The following is a 24,394-nucleotide window of genomic DNA, read 5'->3' as shown; positions in this document are numbered from 1 at the left end:
TGTCCCATGTATCCTACCTTGGAGGTTGGGATGGGGGCCTAAAGTAGTAAAAATAGTCGATTTTCGATCAAAAGTAAGGGTTCTTTGGCAGTATCAAACGATTAAACGCAGCCTGAAGGGGGGCAGGAAAGAGATAGGGAATAATTCCCTATCCCTGTTGGCTAGCACCAATGTCATGGGAAATGCGCTTCACCGGCAGGTTCTTTCCCGGCCGCAACGATCAATACTAGGCTCATAACAATAACCACGAAGCAGGAAGATTATGATGAGTCGCAGTTCATCCCCTCTGTCTGTCACTTCACTGACGCTGGCATCGCTCAGCACGCTGGTGTCGCTGCCTTACATCGCTCACGCATCCAACCAAACCGTTGAAGAAATTCTGGTTACCGCCACGCCGGTAGAAAGCGTGGGCGTCAGTGCCGACAAAATGGTCGCGCCGGTTCAGCAATTGGATTCTGACGATCTGGAACGTACCCAGGCCCAGAACATTGCCGAGCACCTGCGTTACCAGTTGGGTTCGGTGTCTATTAACGAAGCAGTGAACAACAGCTATCAGCCAGATGTTCAGTATCGTGGTTTTACCGCCTCGCCATTGCTGGGCTTGCCTCAGGGCGTATCGGTTTACATGAACGGCGTTCGTGTGAATGAGCCATTTGGCGATACCGTGAACTGGGATTTGATTCCAACCGATGCCGTATCCAGCATGCAGCTGCACTCCGGCTCGAACCCTCTGTTTGGCCAAAACACCCTCGGCGGCTCGCTGTCGATGGCGACCAAAGACGGTTTTGACTTCGATGGCAATGAAATTGAAATCGGCATGGGCCAGTTTGGCTACCGTCAGGCGCAGTTCCAGTCCGGCGGCTCGCAGATGCGCAAAAACGGCGATGAGGTGGCGTATTACATCGTTGCCAACGGCGAAGAAGAAGACGGCTGGCGTGACCATTCCGGCAGTGAAATTCGTCAGGTCATGGCGGTATTGAGCTGGCGCCATCAGGATTCCGAGCTGGATTTCACCGCCCTGATGGCGGACAACAAAATGATCGGTAACGGCGCTGTGCCTGCCGGTCTGATGGATCTGGAAGGCCGTGAAGCGGTTTACACCCAGCCAGACCAAACCGAAAACCGTCTGAATTTCTTCGCCATCGATGGCGAACACTGGTTCTCCGACACCTTGCAACTGGCCGGTAACCTGTACGTACGCTCCAACACCACCGATACCCTCAACGGCGACGACTCCGATTACGAAGAGTGTGAGCTGAACGGCGAAGAAACCCTCTGTGAAGAAGAGGAAGGCGCCGAAGAAGAGGGCATGGAAGAAGAGGAAGAAGCCGGTGAGCCAGTAGAGTTTGTTGGCTACGATGACGACGATACCCTTGAAGGTATTGCCGCCCAACTGGGTCTGGACATCGATCCTGATGACGTCGACGGCACCCTGAACACTTCTCGCACCCAGCAAGACAGCATGGGTCTGGCCCTGCAATTGAGCTCTTCCGAGCCGCTGAATGATATGGATAACCTGCTGACTGTGGGTGTTTCCTACGATGTTTCCAACATCGAGTTCCGTTCCCGTACCCAGTTTGCCTTGCTGCGCAACGAAACGGCTTCTGACGATCGTGGCGTAGAAGGCATTGGCCTGTACGACTCCGAATCGGAAGTGCAACTGGAAACCCGCACCCGCAACTTCGGCCTGTTTGTTAGCGACACGCTGAGCGTAACGGAGGACCTGAGCGTCACCGTTGGTGCTCGCTACAACCGCACACGCATCATCATGGATGATCAGCTGGAAGAGGGCGAAGGCTCGCTGAATGGCGACCACACCTTTGTACGCGTTAATCCAATGGTCGGTGCCGCCTACGACCTGGGCGATATGAACGTTTACGCCAGCTACAGTGAAGCCTCACGTGCGCCATCTCCGGCTGAACTGAGCTGCGCCGACGAAGACGATCCATGCAAGCTGCCAAACGGTTTTGTGGCTGATCCGCCACTGGAACAGGTAGTCACCAAGTCGTTTGAAGCGGGTATTCGCTCCAACAGCAACCAGCAACTGCGTTGGACCGCTGGCGTGTTCCGCAGCACCAACCACGACGACATTATTTTCCAGCAAGCCGGTGGTCTGCCGTCCGAAGGTTACTTCTCCAACGTGGGTAAAACCCGTCGTCAGGGTGTTGAACTGGGACTGGTCAGCGAGCTCGACAGCGTCCGCTTCGGTGCCTCCTACACCTGGATGAAGGCGACTTTTGAAACCCCTTACGTGTCCTTCAGCCCGAACAACCCGCTGGGTGGCAACCGTCAGGTGGAAGCCGGTGACAGCATTCCGGGTCTGCCGGATCACAACCTGAAGCTGGCCGCCGACTGGCAGGTGATGGATCAGGTGAGCATTGGTTCCGACCTGCAATACCGCAGCAGCCAGTACTTCCGTGGCGATGAAGCCAACGAAAACGAACAGCTGCCAGGTTATGCCATCGTGAACATGCGTGCCGCCTGGACGCCTTCCGACCGCTTTGAGCTGTATGGCCGTGTGTTGAACGTATTCGATAAGGAATACGAAACCTTCGGTGTGTATGGCGAAGCCGATGAAGCACTGGCAGGCGTGTACACCGACTTTGAAGACGACAGCTTTGTGGGCCCGGGTGCTCCACGTACCTTCAAGGCGGGTTTGAAGATCAGCTTCTGATCCCGAAACACGCAGGTATACACTGTTTTTGATTGGTACTGAAAGGGGACATCTTTTTAATCCGGTGCAGGCTCTGGGCTACCGGATGATTTCGAATCACGAAGACGACTTGCAGGCCTGACGGGTCAAGTCAAAAGTCGGCGACACAGAGTCGGGATCATCCGGCAGCCCCCGCAGGCGCGGGTTGCCGCCGCCCAGTGCGGTGTTGACGAATTTGAAAAGGACTCGTCATTTCGCTGCATTCGTCGCCTTGCACTGAACAACGGCAACACTCGCGCAGAGCCGCGCAGGATTAAATAGATGTCCCCTAAAGATCTGGTTGCCCGGCGCTTCATCGAAGTCGCCGGGCTTTTTTGTTAAGAACAGCAGTCCGGTGGAGTGGCTATGAGTGTAATTGCGCGCATTTTGCTGATGGTTAACGGCGCCTTTGTGCTGGCGCTGGCGGCCAGCCTGTTTGGTTTGTTACAGCAAGGCCGGGAAGACGTTATCCGCGAACAGCAGGCCATGAAACCGGTTGTTGAAGCGTTGATTCAGTCCGGCAAGCCACAAGAGCTGCTGGATCTGGTGGGCAGTAACTTGCGCCACGTACGGCTGTTGCAGCATCCACATGAACCAGACTTTGAAGAAGGCTCGGAGACTCGGGTGCCCAACTGGTTTGAACACCTGTTCGATCACCCGGATCGCGGTTATCAGCTGGCTTTTACCGGCTCGCGTGGGGAGCGGCGGATTCTGGTGCCGGACGACAGTGACGAAATATCTGAAGTGTGGGAGTCGGCCACTGGCTTGTTCTGGCTGTTTATTGCCACTGCGGTGTTGGCCAATCTGGCGATTTACTGGGGAGTAAGGTTGGGGCTGCGGCCGTTGGCTGACTTCGTTAACGCCCTCGATCAGCTGGAGCGTGGCGAGTTGCAAACCCGCCTGGGTGGTTATGCTCTGCCGGAAGCCCGCCAGGTTGCCCAGCACTTTAACCATATGGCGATGGCGCTGGAACAAGCCCGCCATGAAAACCAGCAACTGGCCCAGCGGGTGATGGAGATTCAGGAAACCGAGCGGGCGGCGCTGGCTCGTGAACTGCATGATGACCTTGGCCAGCAAGTCACCGGAATGCGAGCGCAGGCGTTTGTGGTACCGATGATCAGCGACGATGAGGAACGGCTGCAACAAACCGCCCAACGGCTGCTGGATGGCTGCGATGCCATACAGGCGGGCTTCCGCCGCATGATTCACCAGCTGTACCCGGTGGTGTTGGAGCAATTGGGCTTTCGGGCAGCGCTGGATGAGCTGTTGCAAGGCATCGAACAGGCGTTTGATGTGCGTTGTGTTTTGCTGGGAGAATGCCAGCAAGAGCCACCGCTGGAGCAATCGGCGCATATGTATCGGTTGGTGCAGGAGGCCGTTCACAATGCCGTTCGTCATGGCAAAGCTGGCCATATCGAAGTGGTATTGACCGAAAAGTCGGATAGCCGGGCAGGGGCGTCTGACCAGACACTGTCTAACATCGCCATCATCGATGATGGCGAGGGTCAGGCCCGCATCGTTCCCGGTTTTGGTATTCGTTCCATGCAGGAACGGGCCAGGTTGCTGCATGCACAACTAACCATCGATTCTGTGGTTGGTACCGGTACACAGGTGACCCTGAGCTGGCAAAACAACAATAAGGAAACCCCATGAAAATTCTGATGGCCGATGATCACGCAGTGGTGCGGCAAGGCTATTTGTCGTTACTGGGAGCCTTGATCAAGGATGTGGAAGTGATCGAAGCCGGTTCTGGCACCGATGCCGTGCTGTTGTTTATTCAGCAGCAGCCGGACGTGGTGGTGCTGGATATCAATATGCCGGATATGTCTGGCATTGATGCTTGCCGCCAGATTCGTAATCGCGACCCGGACGCCCGGGTGTTGATGTTCAGCATGTACGAAGAACCCGGCATGATTCGCGAGGCGTTGGCTGCCGGAGCCAGTGGCTATTTGTCCAAAGCCAGCTCTCCCGACCTGATGGTTGAAGCGCTATCCCGGGTGGCTGCTGGTGAGTCGTTTATCGACCCCGCCGTATCGCGCAGCGTGGAACGCCTTGCGCCAAGAGGTGGTGCTGGGGCTGCCGGTGCAGGAATCGCCGCCGACAGTGCTGCCGTATTGCAGGGCTTGCCAGCCCGCGAACGGGAAATTGCCGACCGCTTGCTGGAAGGCAAAAGCAATCAGATCATTGCTGAAGAACTGGGTATTTCGGCCAAAACCGTAGCCAATCGAGCCACCGTTATCCGACAGAAATTCGGCGTCACCAGCACCGCGGAAATGGTGCGTAAGGTTCTTCAAAGCTGATGAGAGCTAAGCACCTGCTTTTGTCCGCATTGGCGGCAGGGTGTCGTGTGCCGCGGGCATAAATCCGTCGCTTTGCCGATTTGTGATAAAGCGATTTGCTGCACGTCATAGATTGAGGTCATTCACTGCTCTGGAGGAATGACCCATGACCGCAAGTTGCTGTGCTTCTGAAAAAGCCAATCTGATGGCCAATGCCGTGGCCGAACATCCGTTAGACCCGCTGACACTGAAAGAACTGTCGCTGGCTGCGGCCATTCTGAAAGAATCCAAGGGGCTGGCGGACAGCTGTCGTTTTCCCTATCTGCAACTGGAAGAGCCACCCAAAGCCGAGGTGCTGGCGTTCGAGCCGGGAAAAGCGTTTTCCCGACGTGCCTTTGCCACCGTGCTGGATAAAGCCACCGGCGAGATGTTCGAAGCCATGGTGGATTTGAACAGCAAGGAAGTGACCGAATGGCAGCAGCTTGATCCGGACATCACCGGTCAGGCGCCGATTATGGTGGAAGAGTTCTTCACTTGCGTCGACATTGTTCAGAACGATCCGGATTGGCGCGCTGCCGTAAAGCGCCGCGGTTTGACCGATAAAGACATCGAAAACATTCAGATAGACCCCTGGTCATTCGGCTATTTCGGCGACGACCCCAAATTCAAGGGCAAGCGCCTGATGCGGGGAGTGGCGTTCTATCGGGATGAGTTTACCGATAACGGCTACGCCCACCCGATTGAAGGGCTGGTGGCCATCATCGACCTTAACGAAGGCAAGGTGATCGAGCTACTGGGCGACGGCAACAACACGCCGGTGCCGAAAACCAAGCGCAATTACGATTCACCGTCGCTGGGGACGCCGCGTGACGACGTCAAACCGCTGCATATTGTTCAGCCGGAAGGGGTGTCTTTTCAGGTTGATGGCTGGAAAGTCAGCTGGCAAAACTGGGAATTCCGCGTTGGCTTTACGCCTCGGGAAGGCCTGACGTTGAATCAGCTCAGCTACGTCGACAAGGGCAACAAACGACCGATCATCTATCGCGCCAGCGTTACCGACATGGCGGTGCCGTATTCCGATACCGCCTTGAACCACTACTGGAAATGCGCCTTCGACGGTGGGGAATATGGCCTTGGGCGATTGGCTAATCAGCTGGAATTGGGATGCGACTGCCTGGGCGCCATTCATTATTTCGATATTCCGGCGGTGGATGACAAGGGCGAAGCCTTTGTGATGAAAAACGCCGTTTGCATGCATGAAGAAGACTACGGCACGCTGTGGAAACACTACGAATTCCGCACCGATGTGTTTGAAGTGCGTCGCTCCCGTCGTCTGGTGATCAGCTTCTTCTGTACCGTGGGTAACTACGATTACGGCTTCTACTGGTATCTGTATCAGGACGGCACCATTCAAATGGAAACCAAGCTCACCGGCATAATCCAGACCGCAGGTATGCTGCCAGGTACCACACCGCCCCATGCGGCGGGCAAGGTAACGCCGGAAATCTACGGCCCATCGCACCAGCATTTCTTCAGCGCCCGCCTGCACATGATGCTGGATGGCGAACAAAACACCGTGATGGAAACCAACTTCAGCCCTTGTGATGACCCGGAAGTGAATCCGTGGGGCAATGTGTTTAACACCTCCATCACACCGCTGAAAACCGAGCTGGAAGCAGCCCGTCATGCCAATGGTCAGAGCGGACGCTTCTGGAAAGTGATCAACCCCAATAAGAAAAACGCCGTGGGGAATCCGCCGGGATACAAGCTGGTGGCTGAACACAACCCGGTGATGCTGGCGAAGCCCGACAGCTACATTGGCAAGCGTGCCGGATTTGCAGCCAACCACGTGTGGGTGACGCCCTACGACCCCAACGAACGCTATGGCACCGGCATGTACCCAAACCAGAACACCGGCGACGGACTGCCCAATTACATTCAGCAAAACCGCAATGTTGAAAATACCGACATCGTGCTGTGGCACACCTATGGCCATACCCACATCTGCAAGCCGGAGGACTTCCCGGTGATGCCGGTGGAGTACGTTGGCTTTCACCTGAAGCCGAACAATTTCTTTGACGGCAATCCAGCGATGGATGTGCCTGCCGTGAAAGACCAGCGTTCGGTTGGTGTGGCAGATGAGTCCGATGGCTGATCCGGGCCATTGGCAGCGTAGTTAAAACCAAAACTACGCCAACCAGCCTAAATAATTCACCCAAAACCAAGCCAGACAAAAGGACCAGGGCGCTGTAACCAGCGGGCTACCCTGGTCTCCTCAGTGTCCAGCCTGTTTGGACATGGGGTGGGAGATGTTTTGGCTGAGAGTTGTTTGGGCAGGGGCTGCTTTTCAGGTGTTAGAGGAGGGAGGTCGTTATGTTGTTCTGGACTGAATGGCTGTTACTCGGCATGTGCGTGTTGTGGGGCTTGGCTGTCCTGAAACGGTCTGCTAATGGACTGGATAAAACCCAAAGAGCGTTGGGCATCAGTTGCCTGCTTCTGTTGGTTGCTTGCGCGACCCCGCAGCTGGATGCCTTGGCTCGTTTCTCTTTATGGCTACACAGTTGGCAAAGCGTCATGCTGCACCTGTTGTTGCCACTGATGTGGGCAGCAGCGCTTGCAGGGAAAGCCTGTTCAGGTGCTGCTTATTCTTCCAATTTCGCAGCTGTCTCACTTGGACAGTTCTCACCCGTAAATGCATCAGTCGCCCCATCGGGTCATCGGCTTCCATCCCATTGGCTATGGCCGTTGGCAGTGGTGTCGATTATCGCGGTACTGGTCTGGATGCTGCCGGATTTTCACCAGATAGGTATGGCGTCTGCTGGTTGGTATTCACTGGGCAAATGGTTAATGGTGGTCAGCGGCTGGCTGATGAGCGAGGTCTTGCTGCTGACGCTGACAAAGCCTGTTCAGGCAAGCATCAGCAGGGTGGTGATGACGGCGTTGATGATTGTTCCCATGGCGTTGTGGGGCAGCCTGATGCTGTTGTTCGATGATCTGTACGCCCATTCCATGGTCGCTACACATAGTTCCACTGGCGAAAGCCTGATGTCTGCCAGCTCAGGGCATCACACGATGCTGATGCCTGTGGCGATGGATCAATGGTTGGCGGCCTGGGTGGTGCTATCCGGGTGTGTTGCCTACGGAATTGGCGAACGGTTATTGATGCAGCGAAACACAGTCACTGTTTATTAGACTGCTGAAATTCCTCTGCGGCGCTGGCGGGTTTGGCGCGGCGTCTCGCCAAACATGGCCTTGTATTGTTGGCCGAAATAACCGCCGTGGTAAAAGCCCTGATTGGCAGCAACCGAGCCGATGGGCAGGTCGCTCTGTATGATTTCCCGTCGGGCGGCATTGAGTTTGGCAGCCCTTAAATACTGGTTGGGTGATACCCCGGCCGCTTTTTCAAAACTGTACCTCAGCGTGCGCTGGGGCACATTCAACCACTGGCTGAGTTCCAGCAGGGTGGCACTGCTGCCCTCGGGCGACAACGCCAGATCGTGGCAGTCTTTCACCAACTGACGATAGCGGCCGGGCAGCGGCTGCCAATGAACGTTGCCTGAATCTGTGTGATGGCCAAACAGCTCGCAGGTCAGACTGATGAGCTGATGTTCAATGTGCTTTTGCTGTTTCACCAGCTGGTCATCTATTAGGTCATCTACTAGGTCGCCAGCGCGGCCTGTATTCAACGCAATCAGGGTGTTGAGCCAGTGGGTGGTGGTTTGTCGTAACGCCGGAAGGTCGTGGCGGCTGCCAATGATGCGTTGGCTTTGCTGTTGGGATTGCAGGGTATGGTAGTCCACCGGGCACAGCTGCTGTTGCAGTTGTTGGGTGTCCAGCGCGATTACCAGATAGTCGGTATGGCGTGGCCCAACAAAAAAGAAGTCGCTCTGGTAGGGCAGCAGAGTAATGGCGTCGGCGGCAAAGCCGCGAGCATCTTCGCACTGGGGGCGCTCCATCAATGGAATCAGCAGGCTGATGGTGTTGGCCGGGGTGCAAGTGTGTTGGGCCACCGACTGATTCATGGTTTCCCGAAACAGTCGCACGCTGCCGGTGCTGACGTCCTGCAACTTGCCGTCAAACCGCCCGGGGGTGATCTGGTCGTATTGCTGGGGCCAGTTGGTCAAGGCATGGGCGAAGCGGTTGATTTCGGCATAGGCCGGAACGGTATTCATCGCTGGCACCTCCTTATGCGTCTTGCTTGTGTTTTGTGGGCTGTCTGCTGAGCTGTTCTATTGATCCAGGACGGAGGCCTCTTGATAAAGTAAAGCAAGTGGTATTCCAGCTCCGGGCGCCCGGATTTGGGCCTTATTGACGGTTTTCTGCACAACGAATGTTACCGGTTTGTGAAGCTGCCCTTTGACAGGGCACTCAGCGGTTTACAGCGCAAACACGGGTGGGTAAAGTGCTCGGCTTCGTTTTATACATGCACGTGGCCTGTCGTAGGGGCCACCACTGACAAGGACTATCCTTATGCCTGTTATTACCCTTCCTGATGGCTCTCAACGTTCTTTCGAGCAGCCAGTTACCCTGATGCAAGTTGCTGAAGACATTGGCCCCGGTTTGGCCAAGGCAACCGTTTGCGGTCGAATCAATGGCGAGCTGGTTGATGCTTGTGAATTGATCACCGAAGACGCCGACATCACCCTGATCACGGGTCGCGATCAGGAAGGTGTGGAAGTTATTCGTCACTCGTTCGCTCACCTGGTGGGTCACGCCGTCAAGCAGCTGTACCCGGAAGCCAAAATGGCCATCGGTCCTGTGATTGAAAACGGCTTCTACTACGACATCGACTACGAACGTCCTTTCACTCCGGAAGACGTTGCGGCGATTGAAAAGCGCGTTAAAGAGCTGATCAAGAAAGACTACCCGGTGATCAAGGAAATGACGCCGATTGAACAGGCACGTCAGGTGTTTGTTGACCGTGGTGAAGACTACAAGGTTGAGCTGGTGGATGGCCTGATTGAAAAAGGCGAAACCGCAGTAGGCCTGTACCATCACGAAGAATACATCGACATGTGTGTGGGTCCTCACGTACCAAACACCCGTGTTATGCGCATCTTCAAGCTGCAACGCGTATCCGGTGCTTACTGGCGCGGTGACAGCGACAACAAGATGTTGCAGCGTATTTACGGCACTGCCTGGAACGACAAGAAAGAGATGAAAGAATATCTCACTCGTCTGGAAGAAGCCGAAAAACGCGACCACCGTAAACTGGCCAAGCAGCTGAACCTGTTCCACTTGCAGGAAGAAGCGCCGGGTATGGTGTTCTGGCATCCAAATGGCTGGACAGTATGGCAGGTACTGGAACAGTACATGCGTAAGGTTCAGATCGATGCTGGCTATCAGGAGATCAAAACTCCGATGGTGGTTGACCGTACCCTGTGGGAAAAATCCGGTCACTGGGAACACTACCAGGACGCCATGTTCACCACTGAGTCCGAGAAGCGCAGCTACGCCGTCAAGCCGATGAACTGCCCTTGTCACATTCAGGTGTTTAACCAGGGCCTGAAGAGCTACCGTGACCTGCCACTGCGTCTGGCGGAATTCGGTTCCTGTCACCGTAACGAACCGTCCGGTGCCCTTCACGGCATCATGCGTGTACGTGGCTTCACCCAGGACGATGCCCACATCTTCTGTGCCGAAAACCAGATTCGTCAGGAAGCCTCCGATTTCATCAAGCTGACGCTCGATGTCTACAAGGACTTCGGTTTTGACGCGGTTGAAATGAAGCTGTCCACTCGTCCAGAAGGCCGTATCGGTTCCGAAGACCTGTGGGATCGTGCGGAATCTGCATTGGAAGATGCATTGAACGACGCCGGTCTGGATTGGGAATTGCAGCCAGGTGAAGGTGCCTTCTACGGTCCGAAGATCGAATTCTCCCTGCGTGACTGCATCGGCCGTGTATGGCAGTGCGGTACCATTCAGCTGGACTTCATGCTGCCAGAACGCCTGGGCGCCCAGTTCGTCGACGAAGACGGCGAGCGTAAAACACCGGTGATGTTGCACCGCGCCATTTTGGGTTCCTTCGAGCGCTTCATCGGTATCCTGATCGAACACTACGCCGGCGCCATGCCTCCGTGGTTGGCTCCACAGCAGGTTGCGGTACTGAACATTACCGATAACCAGGCAGAATATTGCGAAAATCTTGCAAAAAATCTGAAAGAAAAGGGTTATCGTGCAGCCGCGGACTTGAGAAACGAGAAGATCGGCTTTAAAATCCGCGAGCACACTTTGCACAAGGTACCTTACCTGTTAGTGGTAGGGGATAAAGAAGTAGAAGCCAACACCGTTGCTGTGCGCACTCGTAAGGGAGAAGATCTCGGCGTAATGACGATCGATGAATTCCAAAGCCTCCTTGATGGTGCTATTTCCCAGCGCGGTCGGTTTGGAATGGAGAGCTGAGTATCAGACGCGACAACAGAAGAGGCGGCCGCAACGACAACCGTGCCGCCATCAACGATCAAATTCGTGCAACAGAAGTTCGATTGATTGGCGCCGATGGCAATCAGGTAGGAGTTGTTAGTATCCGTGAAGCACTCGAAGCCGCTCAGGAAGCTGAGCTGGATCTGGTGCAAATCTCGGACGGTGACCCGATTGTTTGTAAGGTAATGGACTTTGGCAAGAAGCTTTACGAAGAGAAAAAGCAGAAAGCCGAAGCCAAAAAGCGTCAGCATCAGGTTCAAATCAAGGAAATGAAGTTCCGTCCTGGCACGGACATTGGGGATTACCAGATCAAACTGCGTAACCTCAAGCGTTTCCTTGAAGATGGCAACAAGGCTAAAGTCTCGTTGCGCTTCCGTGGCCGTGAAATGGCCCACCAGGATTTGGGTATGGACTTGATGAACCGTGTCGAAGCCGATCTGGAAGACATTGGTGTAGTTGAGCAACGCCCTAAAATGGAAGGTCGCCAGATGGTTATGGTGATCGCTCCTGTGAAGAAGAAGTAATCCGGTTCTTCAAACGGATGACTGAAACCTCGGCATAAGCCGGGGTTTCTGTTTTTCTACCGGTTACTGAACAGATCCCGACCAACCCCGGATCGCAAGACCTGGGGCCAGAGCGGGTGTAACGGCAAGGCGTAGTACAGGTATTGGTTTCTGTGCGCGTCACTACTTTGGAGTATCAAAATGCCTAAGATCAAAACCAAAAGCGGTGCAGCAAAACGCTTCAAAAAAACTGCAAACGGCTTCAAACACCGTAAAGCTTTCCGCAGCCACATCCTGACCAAGAAAAGCACCAAGCGTAAGCGTCACTTGCGCGGCATGACTCAGTTGAACGCCGCTGACAAGAAGCTTGTAATCCGCATGTTGCCTAACCTTTAAGTCCAGGAGATAGAATATGGCTCGCGTAAAACGTGGTGTAATCGCTCGTCGTCGTCACAAGAAAATTCTGAAGCAGGCTAAAGGTTACTACGGTGCACGTTCCCGTGTATTCCGTGTTGCCAAACAGGCAGTAATCAAAGCCGGTCAGTACGCTTACCGTGACCGTCGTCAGCGCAAGCGTCAGTTCCGTCAACTGTGGATCGCGCGTATCAACGCCGGTGCTCGTCTGAACGGTCTGTCCTACAGCAAATTCATCAACGGCCTGAAAAAAGCCGCTGTTGAAATCGACCGTAAGGTTCTTGCTGACCTGGCAGTAAACGAGAAAGCGGCATTTACCGCTTTGGTTGAAAAAGCCAAAGCCAGCCTGTAATTTCTCAGGCCTGCCATATTGGCTGCTGCTCTCTTGCAGAACGGTAGCCAATTGAAGCAACGCCGAATTCAGTCTGTTAGCTACCATGCTGTAACGGTGGTAACAGGCAAACGAAATAGGGGATGAGCTGCGGCGATTCCCCTATTTTTTTGTCCAAATTCAAGTAAACGATGGAATCAGCGATGGAAAACCTTGAGGCCCTGACTCAGCAAGCCCTCGCCGCCGTATCCGAAGCGCAAGATGTGGCTGCACTGGATCAGGTTCGAGTTCAGTTTCTGGGTAAGAAGGGCGAGATCTCTGCCCTGATGAAGAATCTCGGTAACGTGGCACCGGAAGATCGTCCAAAAGTGGGCGCGGTGATCAACGAAGCCAAAAATCAGGTTCAGGATGCCATCAACGAGCGTAAGCAAGCGTTGGAAGCCGCTGCCCTGGAAGCTCGTCTGGCGGCGGAAACCGTTGATGTAACCCTGCCTGGCCGTGCGGTTCAGGAAGGCAGTCTGCATCCGGTAACCCGTACTCTTGAGCGCATTGAAACCTTCTTCCGTAACGCTGGTTACGACGTCGCTGAAGGTCCGGAAATTGAAGACGACTTCCACAACTTCGAAGCGTTGAACATTCCATCGCATCACCCGGCTCGTGCCATGCACGACACCTTCTACTTCAATGCCAACACCTTGCTGCGTACCCACACCTCACCTGTGCAGGTTCGTACCATGGAAGCCCAGCAGCCACCGATCCGTCTGATTTGTCCGGGCCGTGTATACCGCTGCGATTACGATCAGACCCACTCTCCGATGTTCCATCAGGTAGAAGGTCTGGTGGTTGATAAAGGCATCAGCTTTGCTGACCTGAAAGGCACCTTGCAGGAACTGATGAGCGTGTTCTTCGAGCGCGATGTGGTTCTGCGCCTGCGTCCTTCCTATTTCCCGTTCACTGAGCCAAGTGCTGAGATCGACATCGAATGGGTTATCGAAACACCGGAAGGTACCAAGCGTCGTTGGTTGGAAGTGGGCGGCTGCGGCATGGTGCACCCGAACGTGTTCAAACACGTGAACATCGACCCTGAAGAATACACCGGCTTTGCCTTCGGAATGGGCGTCGAGCGTCTGGCCATGCTGCGTTATGGCGTAAACGACCTCCGCTTGTTCTTTGAAAACGATCTGCGCTTCTTGCAGCAATTCCGTTAATTCAGGCAACCATCAGAAGGTAAGACAATGAAATTCAGTGAACAGTGGTTGCGCGAATGGGTGCAGCCCGAAGCAAGTACTCAGGAACTGGTCGATCAGATCACTCTGGCGGGTCTGGAAGTAGACGACGTAGAAGCCGTTGCCGGTGAATTCTCTGGCGTGGTCGTGGGTCAGGTTGTGACCCGTGAACAACACCCGGATGCCGACAAGCTGAGCCTGTGTCAGGTGACCGACGGTACCGAAACCTTCCAGATCGTTTGTGGCGCGCCTAACGTCCGTGAAGGTCTGAAAATCCCGTTCGCCAAAATTGGCGCGGTACTGCCAGGCGACTTCAAAATCAAGAAAGCCAAGCTGCGTGGTGTCGAGTCCTTCGGTATGCTGTGTGCCGAGAAAGAGCTGGGTATTTCTGACGCCAACGACGGCCTGATGGAACTGCCGGAATCTGCGCCAGTGGGCGAAGACTTCCGCTCCTACATGGGTCTGGACGATAGCATCATCGACGTTGACCTGACGCCAAACCGTGCCGACTGTCTGAGTGTTGCCGGTCTGGCTCGTGAAACCGGCCTGTTGTTCAAGGCCGACGTACAAGGCCCTGCCATTGAAGCTGTGGCAGCCGTCATTGACGACGTACCAAGCATCGACGTTTCTGCACCAGACGCGTGTCCGCGCTACTGCGGCCGTATTGTTCGTGGCGTCAACGTAAAAGCCGAAACCCCACTGTGGATGGTTGAAAAACTGCGTCGTGGCGGCGTTCGTTCCATCGACCCAGTGGTAGACATCACCAACTTCGTACTGCTGGAATTGGGTCAACCAATGCACGCTTTCGATCTGAATCAGATCGACACAGGCATTCGCGTGCGTATGGCCGAAGCGGGCGAGAAGCTGACTTTGCTGGACGGTCAGGAAATCGAACCATCCGTCGATACGCTGGTTATCGCTGACCACGCCAAACCGCTGGCACTGGCCGGTGTTATGGGCGGTGAAGGTTCTGGCGTGTCTGAAGAGACCACCGACCTGTTGCTGGAAGCGGCCTTCTTCAATCCAATCGTGATTGCTGGTAAAGCCCGTGCCCACGGCCTGCACACCGATTCCTCCCACCGCTTCGAGCGTGGTGTGGACTACGAACTGGCCCGTACCGCCATGGAACGTGCCACACAGCTGATTCTGGATATCTGCGGTGGCCAACCAGGTCCTGTGGTAGAAGTCGCGTCTGAAGAGCACCTGCCAACGCCTGCTGAAATCACCCTGCGCAAATCCCGTATCGAACTGGTACTGGGTCTGAGCTTCGAAGACAGTGAAGTAGAAGACATCCTGACTCGTCTGGGCATGAAAGTAGAAGCGGTAGAGGGCGGCTGGAAAGCCGTAGCGCCAACGTACCGTTTTGACATGGCCATCGAATCCGATCTGATCGAAGAACTGGCGCGTATCTACGGCTACAACCGTCTGCCAGTACGTACTCCAACTGCTGCGATTCCTCTGGCCAAAGCGCCGGAAGACAAAGTATCGGTTGGCGATGTGCGCCGCACGCTGGTTGCCCGTGGTTATCACGAAGCCATCACCTACAGCTTTGTTGATCCAGCCATGCAGAAAGCCATGGACCCGGATCTGCCAGGTCTGGAGCTGCTGAACCCGATTTCCTCTGAAATGTCGGTCATGCGCACAAACCTGTGGGCTGGTCTGGTACCTGCGGCGGGTTACAACCTCAAGCGTCAGCAGCCTCGTGTACGTCTGTTTGAAACCGGTCTGCGCTTTGTGCCAACCGAAGAAGGTCTGCAACAGAAGCCAACCCTGGCCATGCTAGCGGTCGGCAATCGTTTGCCACAAGGTTGGACAGAAACCGATACCCCGGTGGATTTCTTCGACGTTAAAGGCGACGTAGAAGCCCTGCTGGCTCGTACCGGTTCACTGACAAACTTCCGTTTTGTCGCCGACAAGCACTCCGCGCTGCACCCGGGTCAAACCGCTCGCATCGACAAACTGGTTGCCGGAGAGTGGGTTGAGCTGGGTTGGATTGGTGCGTTGCACCCGGCGACACAAAAGGCCGTTGGCATCAAACAGACCCTGTATGTTGTTCAGCTGGATCAGGAACTGCTGCTGCAAACTGCCGTACCTGCCTTCAACGAACTGTCCAAGTTCCCGGAAATGCGCCGCGACCTGGCGCTGGTTGTGGACCTGGGTATTCAGGTTGACCAGGTGCTGGAGCAAATTCGTTCACAAGCTGGGGAATACCTCACAAAGCTGAACCTGTTTGACGTCTATACCGGCAAAGGCATTGATTCTGATAAGAAAAGTCTCGCCCTGGGCTTGACCTGGCAGCATCCTTCGCGCACTCTTACTGATCAGGAAGTGAACGATTCTGTAGAAGCAGTCGTTTCACAGCTTGAACAGCAACTTGGAGCTACGCTAAGGGGTTAGCATGACTGCCTTGACCAAAGCCGAACTGGCCGAAAAACTGTTCGAGGAACTTGGTCTTAACAAGCGCGAAGCTAAGGAAATGGTGGATCTCTTCTTTGATGAGATCCGCGACAGCCTTCGCCGTAATGAACAAGTGAAGTTGTCAGGTTTTGGCAACTTCGACTTGCGAGACAAACGTCAGCGCCCGGGACGTAATCCAAAAACCGGCGAAGAGATACCGATCTCTGCTCGCCGGGTTGTCACTTTCAAACCGGGCCAAAAGCTCAAGGTTCGGGTGGAAGCCTATGCTGGAACCGAGCAATAACCACGAGCTTCCCCCCATACCCGGTAAGCGCTACTTCACCATTGGTGAAGTTAGCGACCTCTGCGACGTCAAACCCCATGTCCTGCGATATTGGGAGCAGGAATTTCCCCAACTCAGTCCCGTCAAACGACGCGGCAACCGCCGCTACTACCAGCGTCAGGATGTCATCCTGGTGCGAGAAATCCGCGAACTCCTGTATGGCGAAGGCTACACCATTCAAGGTGCCCGACAGCGCCTGGAAGACGGCGAAGGCCCAAACGCAGCAGCAATGGACCAGGCCCTGATCAAAAGCATGCTGGCCGAACTGCGCGAGATCGCCCGGATACTCGACGGAAATTGAAAAACCTTCCATCTATCAAACACTTGGGTATAATGCACCACGCTTGAACCGCAAAGGTACAAGCTGTGTCGGGGCGTAGCGCAGCCTGGTAGCGCACCTGCATGGGGTGCAGGGGGTCGCGAGTTCGAATCCCGCCGTCCCGACCAACTTTTCCTTTTAAAATCAGTGGCTTATCTTTTCACTGATTTCCTGAACCACACTTCGCCTAATATTCTCGCCTAATATACAGTACTACCGTGTGGACTTGATCAGCTCTGGTTTGCGGTCGTAGATGGCTTGCATCTTCTTAGACTTATGGCCGCTGGCTTTGGTCTCGTGATCGGTCACACCTTTAGCTTTCAGGTCATGAAAGTTGAAAGGTTCGGTTAACCTGGATAGAACGCCGTTTATCATGGCACCTTCTTCTATGGCCTTTTGCCGGACTCTTCGCCAAGCTGATTTGTACGCGGTATCACTGATAAAACCGCCGGAGCGAGAAGCAAACAGAGGAGTTGAGTCGGTGAGCCTTGGAGAGTCGCAGACTTGCTCAGCGAGCGATACAGCGGCCTTCAAGCGATCAGACCAGAGTGTTATCTCACTCTTTGAACCTTTGCCGCGCTCCACCAGTACACCATCGGCGAGCAAATGCCGGCACCGATCCAGCGTTCTGACTTCGCCCGCTCGCATTCTGCAGAGATAGGCAAATTCCATCATGGGAGCTATCCACGGATAGGCGCTGTTCAGTGCTACTTGATAGACCAGGTCAAATTCCCAATCTTCCACATACCGATCCCGTGCCTGTTCACTGAACTTCTTAACGTCCCTGACAGGGTGATGACTGACCATGTTGCGTTCTTTGGCCCAGCTGAAGACGCGACCAAGATAGCCATGGTCACGGTTCGCACTGGCTTGCGCTGTTTCCCCGACCTTATCCATATATGCCCTGATATGCCCGCTGGTTACGCGGCTTGGCATCATCTGGCCAAACACCAACCGAAGGCGCTTCAGCCTGATTTCGTCGTTCGTTCGAGTTTTAACGGCCAATGCGGCACATTGGGGGCTGTTCTGATACTGATCGAACAACCAATTCATGTCTTCCCGCTTCACAAGCTTCTGATCGGCATCGAGTCTGGCTTGCATCACAGCTCGCTTTATCTCGTTAGTTTCGATGATATTGCCGGAGCAATCACGGCGGATGGGATAAAGACGGACTGAGCCACCTGTTGATGGGTGATACTCGTAGGACTGGCGACCCCGATAGACGCGGGCAGGAAGCCAAAGATCGGCTTCGTTCTTTCTTTTTCTAGGCATCAGTGGGCAGATAAAGCAGACAGGTTAAAGCCGTCGTCAGTGTGGTCCGAAGGCTGAGAATCACCACGCACAGCAAAGGCTATGGCCTCTTTGGCTACAACGGGCTTGCCGTCATAACGTTCAAAGTAGTGAATACGGTTGTTTTTGAGTACCTCAATTTGCTTGGCGCGTTGCTGGCAGCCGGTTAGGTGCATGAGGTCGTTATCGGAAAGAAACTCACTCATGCCGCGACCCCTTCGAGCCTCAGGCTTCGCATCTTGTTGTCGACAAAGTCCCTCAGAATCATCGTCAGTTCGTCACTGTTGCCGTACAGCAGCAATCCGAAATAGTCAGCCAGATCAGCATCCAGTCCGCTACTTAAGAGCTTGCGTGTAACGTAGTCCGTCGTCAGGCCTTTACGAGCGCTCAGGCGGAGGACGTTTCCCAGCCACATGGCGACGTTTCTGCGCCCGGGGCCTTCGAGGCTGCGCTTTGGGGCGCGTTTATACATATACCCCTCATTGCCATCAAGAAAGGCAAAGCGCACGTCTTCAGAGAGCTTCTGCCAGATCGGATGAATATAGGTGCTGGAATGCTGGAGCCGGTAAGCGTTCAGGCAGTATTCCCACAGCGGTTGCAGATGTTTGACCAGGTCAATCGGTTCACGAATGGTGAGCTGCTTTCCCTGTTCGTTAAAGCTGCCGTTTTCGAATTCCCGAATGATGCTGTGGTGTATGCGAAATTCCAGACGATTGACTTTATCCGGTTCATTGCCGTCCGATCCGTCGTTGTACTCAGGAGAAAAGATGTCTTCGACGGATGGAGTTCGGAGCCAGAGAGATTCGCAAAACGCGAGCTTATCGGACTTCAGTGATTCAAGAGTTTTGTCATACAGGCACATTTGGATAGAGGTTGGAGTACCAAACATATACGTTTGGTTCTGGCCGTAGGTAACGGCCATTTCGCTGATAGTGTGGCTGCTAATGTCAGCGATGCCATGGGCCTTGTATGAGCGCTTTGAATGGGTCACTAACTTGCGTTCGAAGTCTTCAGGCAGCTCCAGCCCTTTCATGTCACAGGCAAGGTGGACGGCAAGCCCATTGGCTTCGATGGTATCGCCAAAGATATTGGCTATTTCCCGCAGCCTATTGGTGAGCTTGGCAAGGCCAAGCTGGTCGATGATTTGGGGTGTTGCTTCTATCTTGATGTGTGATCCGCGCTTGTCGGCTTCGACATAGAACGACTTGACCAAGACCACGAATCCAAGCTCCAGATTTTTAAAAATGTACTTGTAACCAGATTTCTTACCAGAGCTTGAGAGCTTCCATTCATGGCCACCCATTTCGATGATGTCAGAGCTGGATATCTGGTAGTGATGTTCAATTCTGGTGAGAAGGTCTTCTTTCAGGTTGCAGATGTACAGCTGACGAATACTGTCCACGCCAGACCACAAAAACCGTAAAGCCGACAAGTCGTATTGCAGCTGATCAGTTTTGAATACGTCGGTGCCTTTGGCGTTGTCGACCAGGCGGAGCATGGTTTTATTCTGATAACGTGGCATTTCTATTCCCTCAGAAATTGACTGTGTCGGATTCCAGATTGGCGATTGGCTGTTCTTGTTCGTCGCTTTCAAGGCGCTTTTCAATTGGCCCCGTGTAGCTGGCTACAACGTCCCCACGAAAGAAACAGACCCAGTCTTTGGTAGGTCGATCAAGAAAACAGGCGCGTCTAAGCGGTACCCGATAGGTTCGCCAGACATCCGCAATCAAGGCGATGTCCTGGGGGCCTTCGATGACGCCAGCCAGCCAATACTCTTTGCTTGGTGGCAGGTCATAAACGTCAGGGTCGCTGAAGTACGGATTCTTTTTCCGGAAGGTGGCGCGTAGTTGCCCGACGCTCAGATCAGGAAGGTTCGCAGTAGCAATCGGGCCACGAGTCCCAACAGGATCATGGTGATCAGAAACATCAAGAGACGTCCCAGGAGGCGCAAGCTGTACATCAGCAGGCGCTTTAAACCGAGCGAGAGTGTCTCCAACAAGGGAGAGAAAATAGACGACAGCGAGGAAAGCAGCTGCAAGCAGAAATCTAACGCGATTATCAGAGAAGATGGATTTATTCTCGCTTGAAGCTTTTGCTTTACCCGTTGCAGTGGACTGGTAGCAGTTGAATACGTTGGGATCGGCGCTGTATTGGACTGGCTTGCCGATATAGTGACTGGTGGCTTTGCCGCTTGATTCTGCGTCATGTTTGAACTCAATCCATTTGTTTTTATACCAGGGTAAAACGCCGGACAGGTCACGATGGCGGAAGGCGTACTCAACAACGCTTCGGACTTCTTTGTGAATCTTCGAAACGTTGGTCGTCGAGATATAGATATCCCAGTTCATATGCCGGTGTTGATCGAAGGCGTTTTCAACAGAAGTCGGACGTTTGGGCTTGGCGTTTTCATCATCGGCCGAAGTATCACGGTCGAACTCGCCCAGGGAACGCAGGCGCGTCGGATAGACTCGCTGGCCTTCATCCATGACGATCAATGCACCTGGTGGTGCCCAGTGAAAGAACCGACCCATGTAGTCAAACCCTTCTTGACTATCATGAGCAACGGCCATCAGCTGTGCGCCTTCAGGGAATTGAACCCCCATGGCTTTGGCGATTCGGTCGATGTTGTCGAGCCCACGAATGTTATGGCATACGGTGCGGCCGCTCTGGAGAGCAGGGACGATCACTCGTTGAACCAGGGCAAAGGTTTTGTAGGAGCCAGGTGGCCCATGATGGATAACCGCAGTCATCAGAACAGCTCCAGAATAAAGCGGGTGAGGTACGCCGATAGGATCATGGCCATGGCATCGGGAATTTTGAGATAAAAGACTAGGGCTGACGTTTGACTGTCGAGGGTATTCAGGGAGCTTCGGATCAACTCACTGAAACCGAATGAACCAACAACGACATCGGCAATGGATGACGCCATGGATATGGCGGAAATTTTGGCTTCGAGATACCAGACAATGACCCAAACGCTGACACGCTCAAGGATGCTGTCAGCTTGCTGATAGGAGCCCTCAGCAATCCAGTCAGCAACGTACTGGAAGAAGTCGATGGTACTGACTGTGGAATCTGTATCTTCTTCTGCAAAGGCAAGGACAGGGAGGCAGACGAGAGCGACCAGTAACAGGGAATAGAGAGTACGATTCATGACTTAGACCCACCTAAGATGATGTAAGCCGATTGAGCCGAAGCAAACAGCATGATGATTGAGGGAAGGAGACCGAAGAGGCCAGAGAAGCGGCCAAGACCAAAATCTACGACTGCGCCTTTGATGGTGTGCTTGTCCGTTCCAAACGGACTGCCGGAGCTGTTGCCAAAATCGAAGTAGTCGTCAAATTGGTTCGTCAGGTTTTCCAGGGCTTCAAGGTATTCAGCCTGTACCGCTTCAACTTTTTCGGTGTTGGATTCGTATTCGGGTTGTTCGTCTGAAACCTCTACGTCGGTGCCAGAGTCATCATCACCGCCGCCGGTGCCGGAATCTTCTTCAGGGTCAGGATCGGGATCACCAGAGTTACTATCGGCATCATCTGAATCGTCAGATGGATCACTGGTTTCGTTATTGGTGCCAGAGCCGCTGCCACTGTCTGTGTCGCAGTATTGAGGAGAGGTTTCGCAGTCGAAGGATATGTCACCATCTTGAGTGACTTGGTCACCGTTTTCGTCATAGCACATATAACTGATGCTATAGCCGGTGCCGTCTTCAGAAGTTAAGTATTGGGTGTAGCAGCTATTACCACCGTCATCACGACCGACATATTCCAATTCGTCGGTGCTGTCTGGACATGCAGCACAAGGGCCTTCACTTTCGTCACCAGTGCTTTGACCGCGGTCGTAATCACTATCCTCTTCAGTACAAACATGTACTGATGATCCAGACGCATAACCGATAGATCCAGCACTATCTGCACAATAATCACCACAATTCTTAGAAGTCTCTAAATAAAAGTGCAAACCATTGTAAGTTTCACATTCTTTTAAATCATCGGTACAGAACCCACTACTAGCAGCATCTAAAGAACTGCAACCAGTTTCGCCGCTCGAATCCTGAGAAATATCAAAGCAATCCGCCTCAGCTACCAATACCGCTTTATAACCAGTCCAAGTACCAGTAGAACATGTATCGATAACAACGCCACCGTTGCTAGTGACCTTACTATTACATTTAAATTCGTCCATATATCCGCTTGAAGAAAAAAGCGTATATTCATTTTGATAGCCATATGGACACGCGCCGGTTTCCTCTGAATAAGAAAACGATGGGAGCAGGATGAAAGCGAGGAAAATAAATTTAAATACGTTGGCACTCATGATATGCGCCCGGTGTAAAACCCGAGAATAAACGAGCCGCAAAAAGCGCACGCGAGAATCACACCGAGCAACATATCGGCAGCCCTTACGATTTACGCAGCAGGGAAACGATATAGCCGAAGCCAACCATAATGGCGACGATGCCAACCAGACCGGTAACAACGGTAGTAACCGTGCTATTACCGTCAGACAGCGCGGTACTGACAGCAGTACTATCAATCGCAAATGCTGACGAAGTAGCGAGGGCACCCGCAGCAATACCGGAGGCTTTCAGAGCAGTGCTTTTGGCCATTGCTTGGCCGTTACGAATCAGTTTTTTCATGGGTCTTTCCTTTTACGTTCGGTTTAAGAGTCGGATCACCAAGCCCGCAACGTGGCCGGTGATGAATGACAACAGCAGGGAGCCGAGTACGGTCCCGAAGATTTCAGCGTCGAATGTTGTCAGGTTCAGCGCTGCTTCTACGAATTCGTAATCCACCATTGACCAGGCGGAGCAGCTGACGAAGCCTGCATCATTGATCACTGGTGAATCACAAATCAGAAGACTGGCCATTACATGGCTTTCGCTGCTGGTTTGCCGTTTGCGTCTTTCGCAATGGCAATGCAGGTTTGTTGAATGGTGTTCTTGCTTACGCGGTTTTGAACAACCAGATTCACTTGTTTGGGGAAGTCACTAACGTCACCGGTGAGTTCTTCAAATACGGTAACGTTCGCTTTCAGCTTCGCAGGACGGTAGCCCTTCAGGCTCTTGTCGCTGGGATCGGCTTCCATAACGGAAAGGGAAACGTGGTCAACACCGTCGATGTTGTAGTGGTTGGCACCGAGTACCAGGGCAGGCATTGTGAATTGCATAGTGGTTCTTCCTTTGTGACCCCTGAGAATGTTTCAGGCTGGGCATGGGGTTTAAGGCCCAGCCGGTTTGGGTTAACTGATATTCATTAGCTCTGATATTTCGCGGTCTACCTGATGCTGCAGGGTCCGAAACAGCAGAGAACTGTAGTCTTTCAGTTGATTACTGGTTGCCTCGCTTTTGACCAGGCGGAGCAGGTTGGCAAGTTCGTGATAGCCGATCAGCACGATGTCGCCGCCAATTTTCTCGGCTTGGCGATTGGCGCTGTCTTTCCAGATTTCGGGCAAATAAATCAGCGTGGTTGCTGGGTCTTCCGCTTGTTCCCGACTGGCTTGGGCAACAGATTCCCAGTTGTCCGCGCCGTCGTATGCGTTGCCGCCAGTGGCGACCATGGCTTTACCGTCTGGATCAATGGCGACTGTTCCAGGCACCCAGCTTTCAGGGCGGGGGGCGCGGCTCCAGCCTTGGACTTCGTCACCGGTAATGACGATGTAGCCTTGGGTGTAGTCGATACTGGCGTCATGGGCGTTGGTCGTGCGGTATTCAGCCGCCAGTTCGATTTGCTGGGAAAGGGTAATAGTCATGAGGCGAATCCAAATCGCAAGGCGCGTTGTTCGTTCAGTTCGTTGCGGATCATGAAGGCGAAGGACTTGAGCTCTTCGGCTTCAACGTCAGAGACGATCTGCCAAAGGAGGTAGCGAACGGCCAATTCTGGCAACAGAACAGATTGGTCGTGGAAGGCTGCGCGGTACTCTGAGAGCACGTCTTCAGCGCAAGGCGGTACCAGTTCGGTTTGAACCGGAATCGGTGGGTGAACAGTCGCGTATGGCATTTGGGTAGCCCCTTGCCTTGCCACGCTGCCGGTTTAGTAACAGTTCGTGGTAGGCTTTCAAGTTGGGTTTGGTAATAACGGCGCTGCAACGCCATTACCTAAATACTAGTCTAAAAACTAACTTCTAAGCAATAAATGCCTAGTATTTAGTCGGTTGAATTTTTGTATATGGAAAATCCAT

The 24,394-nt window shown here is 53.6% G+C and carries 25 protein-coding genes and 1 tRNA gene; 14 read left to right on the top strand and 12 right to left on the bottom strand.

What is annotated here, in order from left to right:
* Positions 1-265: 265 nt before the first annotated feature.
* The 5 genes from G516_RS0104290 (at position 266) to G516_RS0104270 (ending at position 8,163) form a co-directional block, all read left to right on the top strand.
* Complete coding sequence (locus G516_RS0104290) at positions 266-2,674, top strand: TonB-dependent receptor (protein ID WP_051218919.1); 2,409 nt, start codon at positions 266-268, stop codon at positions 2,672-2,674.
* A 384-nt stretch (positions 2,675-3,058) separates the two neighbouring features.
* Positions 3,059-4,345 (top strand): HAMP domain-containing sensor histidine kinase, encoded by a 1,287-nt coding sequence (locus G516_RS0104285; protein ID WP_028292618.1) that lies wholly within the window; start codon positions 3,059-3,061, stop codon positions 4,343-4,345.
* On the top strand, positions 4,342-4,992 hold the full coding sequence (locus tag G516_RS0104280) for a response regulator transcription factor (RefSeq protein ID WP_028292617.1): 651 nt from the start codon (positions 4,342-4,344) through the stop codon (positions 4,990-4,992). Before G516_RS0104285 ends, G516_RS0104280 begins: the two co-directional genes overlap by 4 nt.
* 145 nt (positions 4,993-5,137) lie before the next feature.
* A complete protein-coding gene (locus G516_RS0104275; RefSeq protein ID WP_211225057.1) occupies positions 5,138-7,126 on the top strand; it encodes a primary-amine oxidase in 1,989 nt (662 codons plus the stop codon).
* 218 nt (positions 7,127-7,344) lie between these two features.
* Positions 7,345-8,163 (top strand): cytochrome c oxidase assembly protein, encoded by an 819-nt coding sequence (locus tag G516_RS0104270; RefSeq protein WP_028292615.1) that lies wholly within the window; start codon positions 7,345-7,347, stop codon positions 8,161-8,163.
* Here G516_RS0104270 and G516_RS0104265 read toward each other — a convergent pair.
* Positions 8,160-9,143 carry an AraC family transcriptional regulator gene (locus G516_RS0104265; RefSeq protein ID WP_028292614.1) on the bottom strand — a complete coding sequence of 328 codons (984 nt, stop codon included), beginning with the start codon at positions 9,141-9,143 and terminating at the stop codon, positions 8,160-8,162. The two genes, G516_RS0104270 and G516_RS0104265, sit on opposite strands and share 4 nt — an antisense overlap.
* Before the next feature lie 298 nt (positions 9,144-9,441).
* Here G516_RS0104265 and thrS point away from each other — a divergent pair, with 298 nt between their 5' ends.
* The 9 genes from thrS (at position 9,442) to G516_RS0104220 (ending at position 17,055) form a co-directional block, all read left to right on the top strand.
* Positions 9,442-11,373: a threonine--tRNA ligase gene (gene thrS / locus G516_RS0104260; protein ID WP_028292613.1), complete on the top strand. Its 1,932-nt coding sequence runs from the start codon at positions 9,442-9,444 to the stop codon at positions 11,371-11,373.
* The gene (gene infC / locus G516_RS0104255) at positions 11,370-11,918 is read left to right on the top strand and encodes a translation initiation factor IF-3 (RefSeq protein ID WP_084644854.1); all 549 of its coding nucleotides are present in this window, start codon (positions 11,370-11,372) and stop codon (positions 11,916-11,918) included. The genes thrS and infC overlap by 4 nt, the downstream gene beginning before the upstream one ends.
* A gap of 180 nt (positions 11,919-12,098) precedes the next feature.
* Positions 12,099-12,293 carry a 50S ribosomal protein L35 gene (gene rpmI, locus G516_RS0104250; protein ID WP_028292611.1) on the top strand — a complete coding sequence of 65 codons (195 nt, stop codon included), beginning with the start codon at positions 12,099-12,101 and terminating at the stop codon, positions 12,291-12,293.
* Between the two features lie 16 nt (positions 12,294-12,309).
* Positions 12,310-12,663 carry a 50S ribosomal protein L20 gene (gene rplT / locus G516_RS0104245; protein WP_028292610.1) on the top strand — a complete coding sequence of 118 codons (354 nt, stop codon included), beginning with the start codon at positions 12,310-12,312 and terminating at the stop codon, positions 12,661-12,663.
* Between the two features lie 182 nt (positions 12,664-12,845).
* Positions 12,846-13,850, top strand: a complete 1,005-nt coding sequence (gene pheS, locus G516_RS0104240) for a phenylalanine--tRNA ligase subunit alpha (RefSeq protein WP_028292609.1) — start codon at positions 12,846-12,848, stop codon at positions 13,848-13,850.
* 27 nt (positions 13,851-13,877) lie between these two features.
* Positions 13,878-16,265, top strand: coding sequence for a phenylalanine--tRNA ligase subunit beta (pheT, locus tag G516_RS0104235; protein ID WP_028292608.1), 2,388 nt, complete (start codon positions 13,878-13,880; stop codon positions 16,263-16,265).
* Between the two features lies 1 nt (position 16,266).
* The gene (gene ihfA, locus G516_RS0104230) at positions 16,267-16,569 is read left to right on the top strand and encodes an integration host factor subunit alpha (RefSeq protein WP_028292607.1); all 303 of its coding nucleotides are present in this window, start codon (positions 16,267-16,269) and stop codon (positions 16,567-16,569) included.
* Positions 16,550-16,909, top strand: a complete 360-nt coding sequence (locus G516_RS0104225; RefSeq protein ID WP_028292606.1) for a MerR family transcriptional regulator — start codon at positions 16,550-16,552, stop codon at positions 16,907-16,909. The genes ihfA and G516_RS0104225 overlap by 20 nt, the downstream gene beginning before the upstream one ends.
* Positions 16,910-16,978: 69 nt before the next feature.
* Positions 16,979-17,055: transfer RNA gene (locus G516_RS0104220), tRNA-Pro, on the top strand.
* Between the two features lie 85 nt (positions 17,056-17,140).
* Here the strand turns inward: G516_RS0104220 and G516_RS0104215 are convergent.
* The 11 genes from G516_RS0104215 to G516_RS0104160 form a co-directional block, all read right to left on the bottom strand.
* A complete protein-coding gene (locus G516_RS0104215) occupies positions 17,141-18,028 on the bottom strand; it encodes a site-specific integrase (protein WP_028292605.1) in 888 nt (295 codons plus the stop codon).
* A gap of 170 nt (positions 18,029-18,198) precedes the next feature.
* Entirely contained in the window at positions 18,199-18,423 is a 225-nt protein-coding gene (locus tag G516_RS0104210) for a DUF4224 domain-containing protein (protein WP_028292604.1), read from the bottom strand.
* Positions 18,420-19,739 (bottom strand): hypothetical protein, encoded by a 1,320-nt coding sequence (locus tag G516_RS0104205; protein WP_028292603.1) that lies wholly within the window; start codon positions 19,737-19,739, stop codon positions 18,420-18,422. Before G516_RS0104205 ends, G516_RS0104210 begins: the two co-directional genes overlap by 4 nt.
* Positions 19,740-19,749: 10 nt before the next feature.
* Positions 19,750-20,967, bottom strand: coding sequence for a zonular occludens toxin family protein (locus tag G516_RS0104200; RefSeq protein ID WP_028292602.1), 1,218 nt, complete (start codon positions 20,965-20,967; stop codon positions 19,750-19,752).
* Entirely contained in the window at positions 20,967-21,371 is a 405-nt protein-coding gene (locus G516_RS0104195) for a DUF2523 family protein (RefSeq protein ID WP_028292601.1), read from the bottom strand. Before G516_RS0104195 ends, G516_RS0104200 begins: the two co-directional genes overlap by 1 nt.
* A complete protein-coding gene (locus G516_RS24590) occupies positions 21,368-22,531 on the bottom strand; it encodes a hypothetical protein (RefSeq protein ID WP_156878943.1) in 1,164 nt (387 codons plus the stop codon). Before G516_RS24590 ends, G516_RS0104195 begins: the two co-directional genes overlap by 4 nt.
* An 85-nt stretch (positions 22,532-22,616) precedes the next feature.
* Positions 22,617-22,853, bottom strand: coding sequence for a major capsid protein (locus tag G516_RS20995; RefSeq protein WP_036534370.1), 237 nt, complete (start codon positions 22,851-22,853; stop codon positions 22,617-22,619).
* 12 nt (positions 22,854-22,865) lie between these two features.
* Positions 22,866-23,084 (bottom strand): hypothetical protein, encoded by a 219-nt coding sequence (locus tag G516_RS0104175; protein ID WP_028292599.1) that lies wholly within the window; start codon positions 23,082-23,084, stop codon positions 22,866-22,868.
* The gene (locus G516_RS0104170) at positions 23,084-23,383 is read right to left on the bottom strand and encodes a hypothetical protein (protein ID WP_028292598.1); all 300 of its coding nucleotides are present in this window, start codon (positions 23,381-23,383) and stop codon (positions 23,084-23,086) included. Before G516_RS0104170 ends, G516_RS0104175 begins: the two co-directional genes overlap by 1 nt.
* 72 nt (positions 23,384-23,455) lie before the next feature.
* Positions 23,456-23,965 carry a hypothetical protein gene (locus G516_RS20990; RefSeq protein WP_036534366.1) on the bottom strand — a complete coding sequence of 170 codons (510 nt, stop codon included), beginning with the start codon at positions 23,963-23,965 and terminating at the stop codon, positions 23,456-23,458.
* Positions 23,962-24,213, bottom strand: coding sequence for a hypothetical protein (locus tag G516_RS0104160; protein WP_028292597.1), 252 nt, complete (start codon positions 24,211-24,213; stop codon positions 23,962-23,964). Before G516_RS0104160 ends, G516_RS20990 begins: the two co-directional genes overlap by 4 nt.
* Positions 24,214-24,394 lie beyond the last annotated feature (181 nt).

The sequence above is a fragment of the Oceanobacter kriegii DSM 6294 genome, assembly GCF_000422845.1.
GTDB lineage: Bacteria > Pseudomonadota > Gammaproteobacteria > Pseudomonadales > Oceanobacteraceae > Oceanobacter > Oceanobacter kriegii.
The sequence above is the reverse complement of the archived record's forward strand: the minus strand, read 5'-3'. Positions and strand labels throughout refer to the sequence as shown.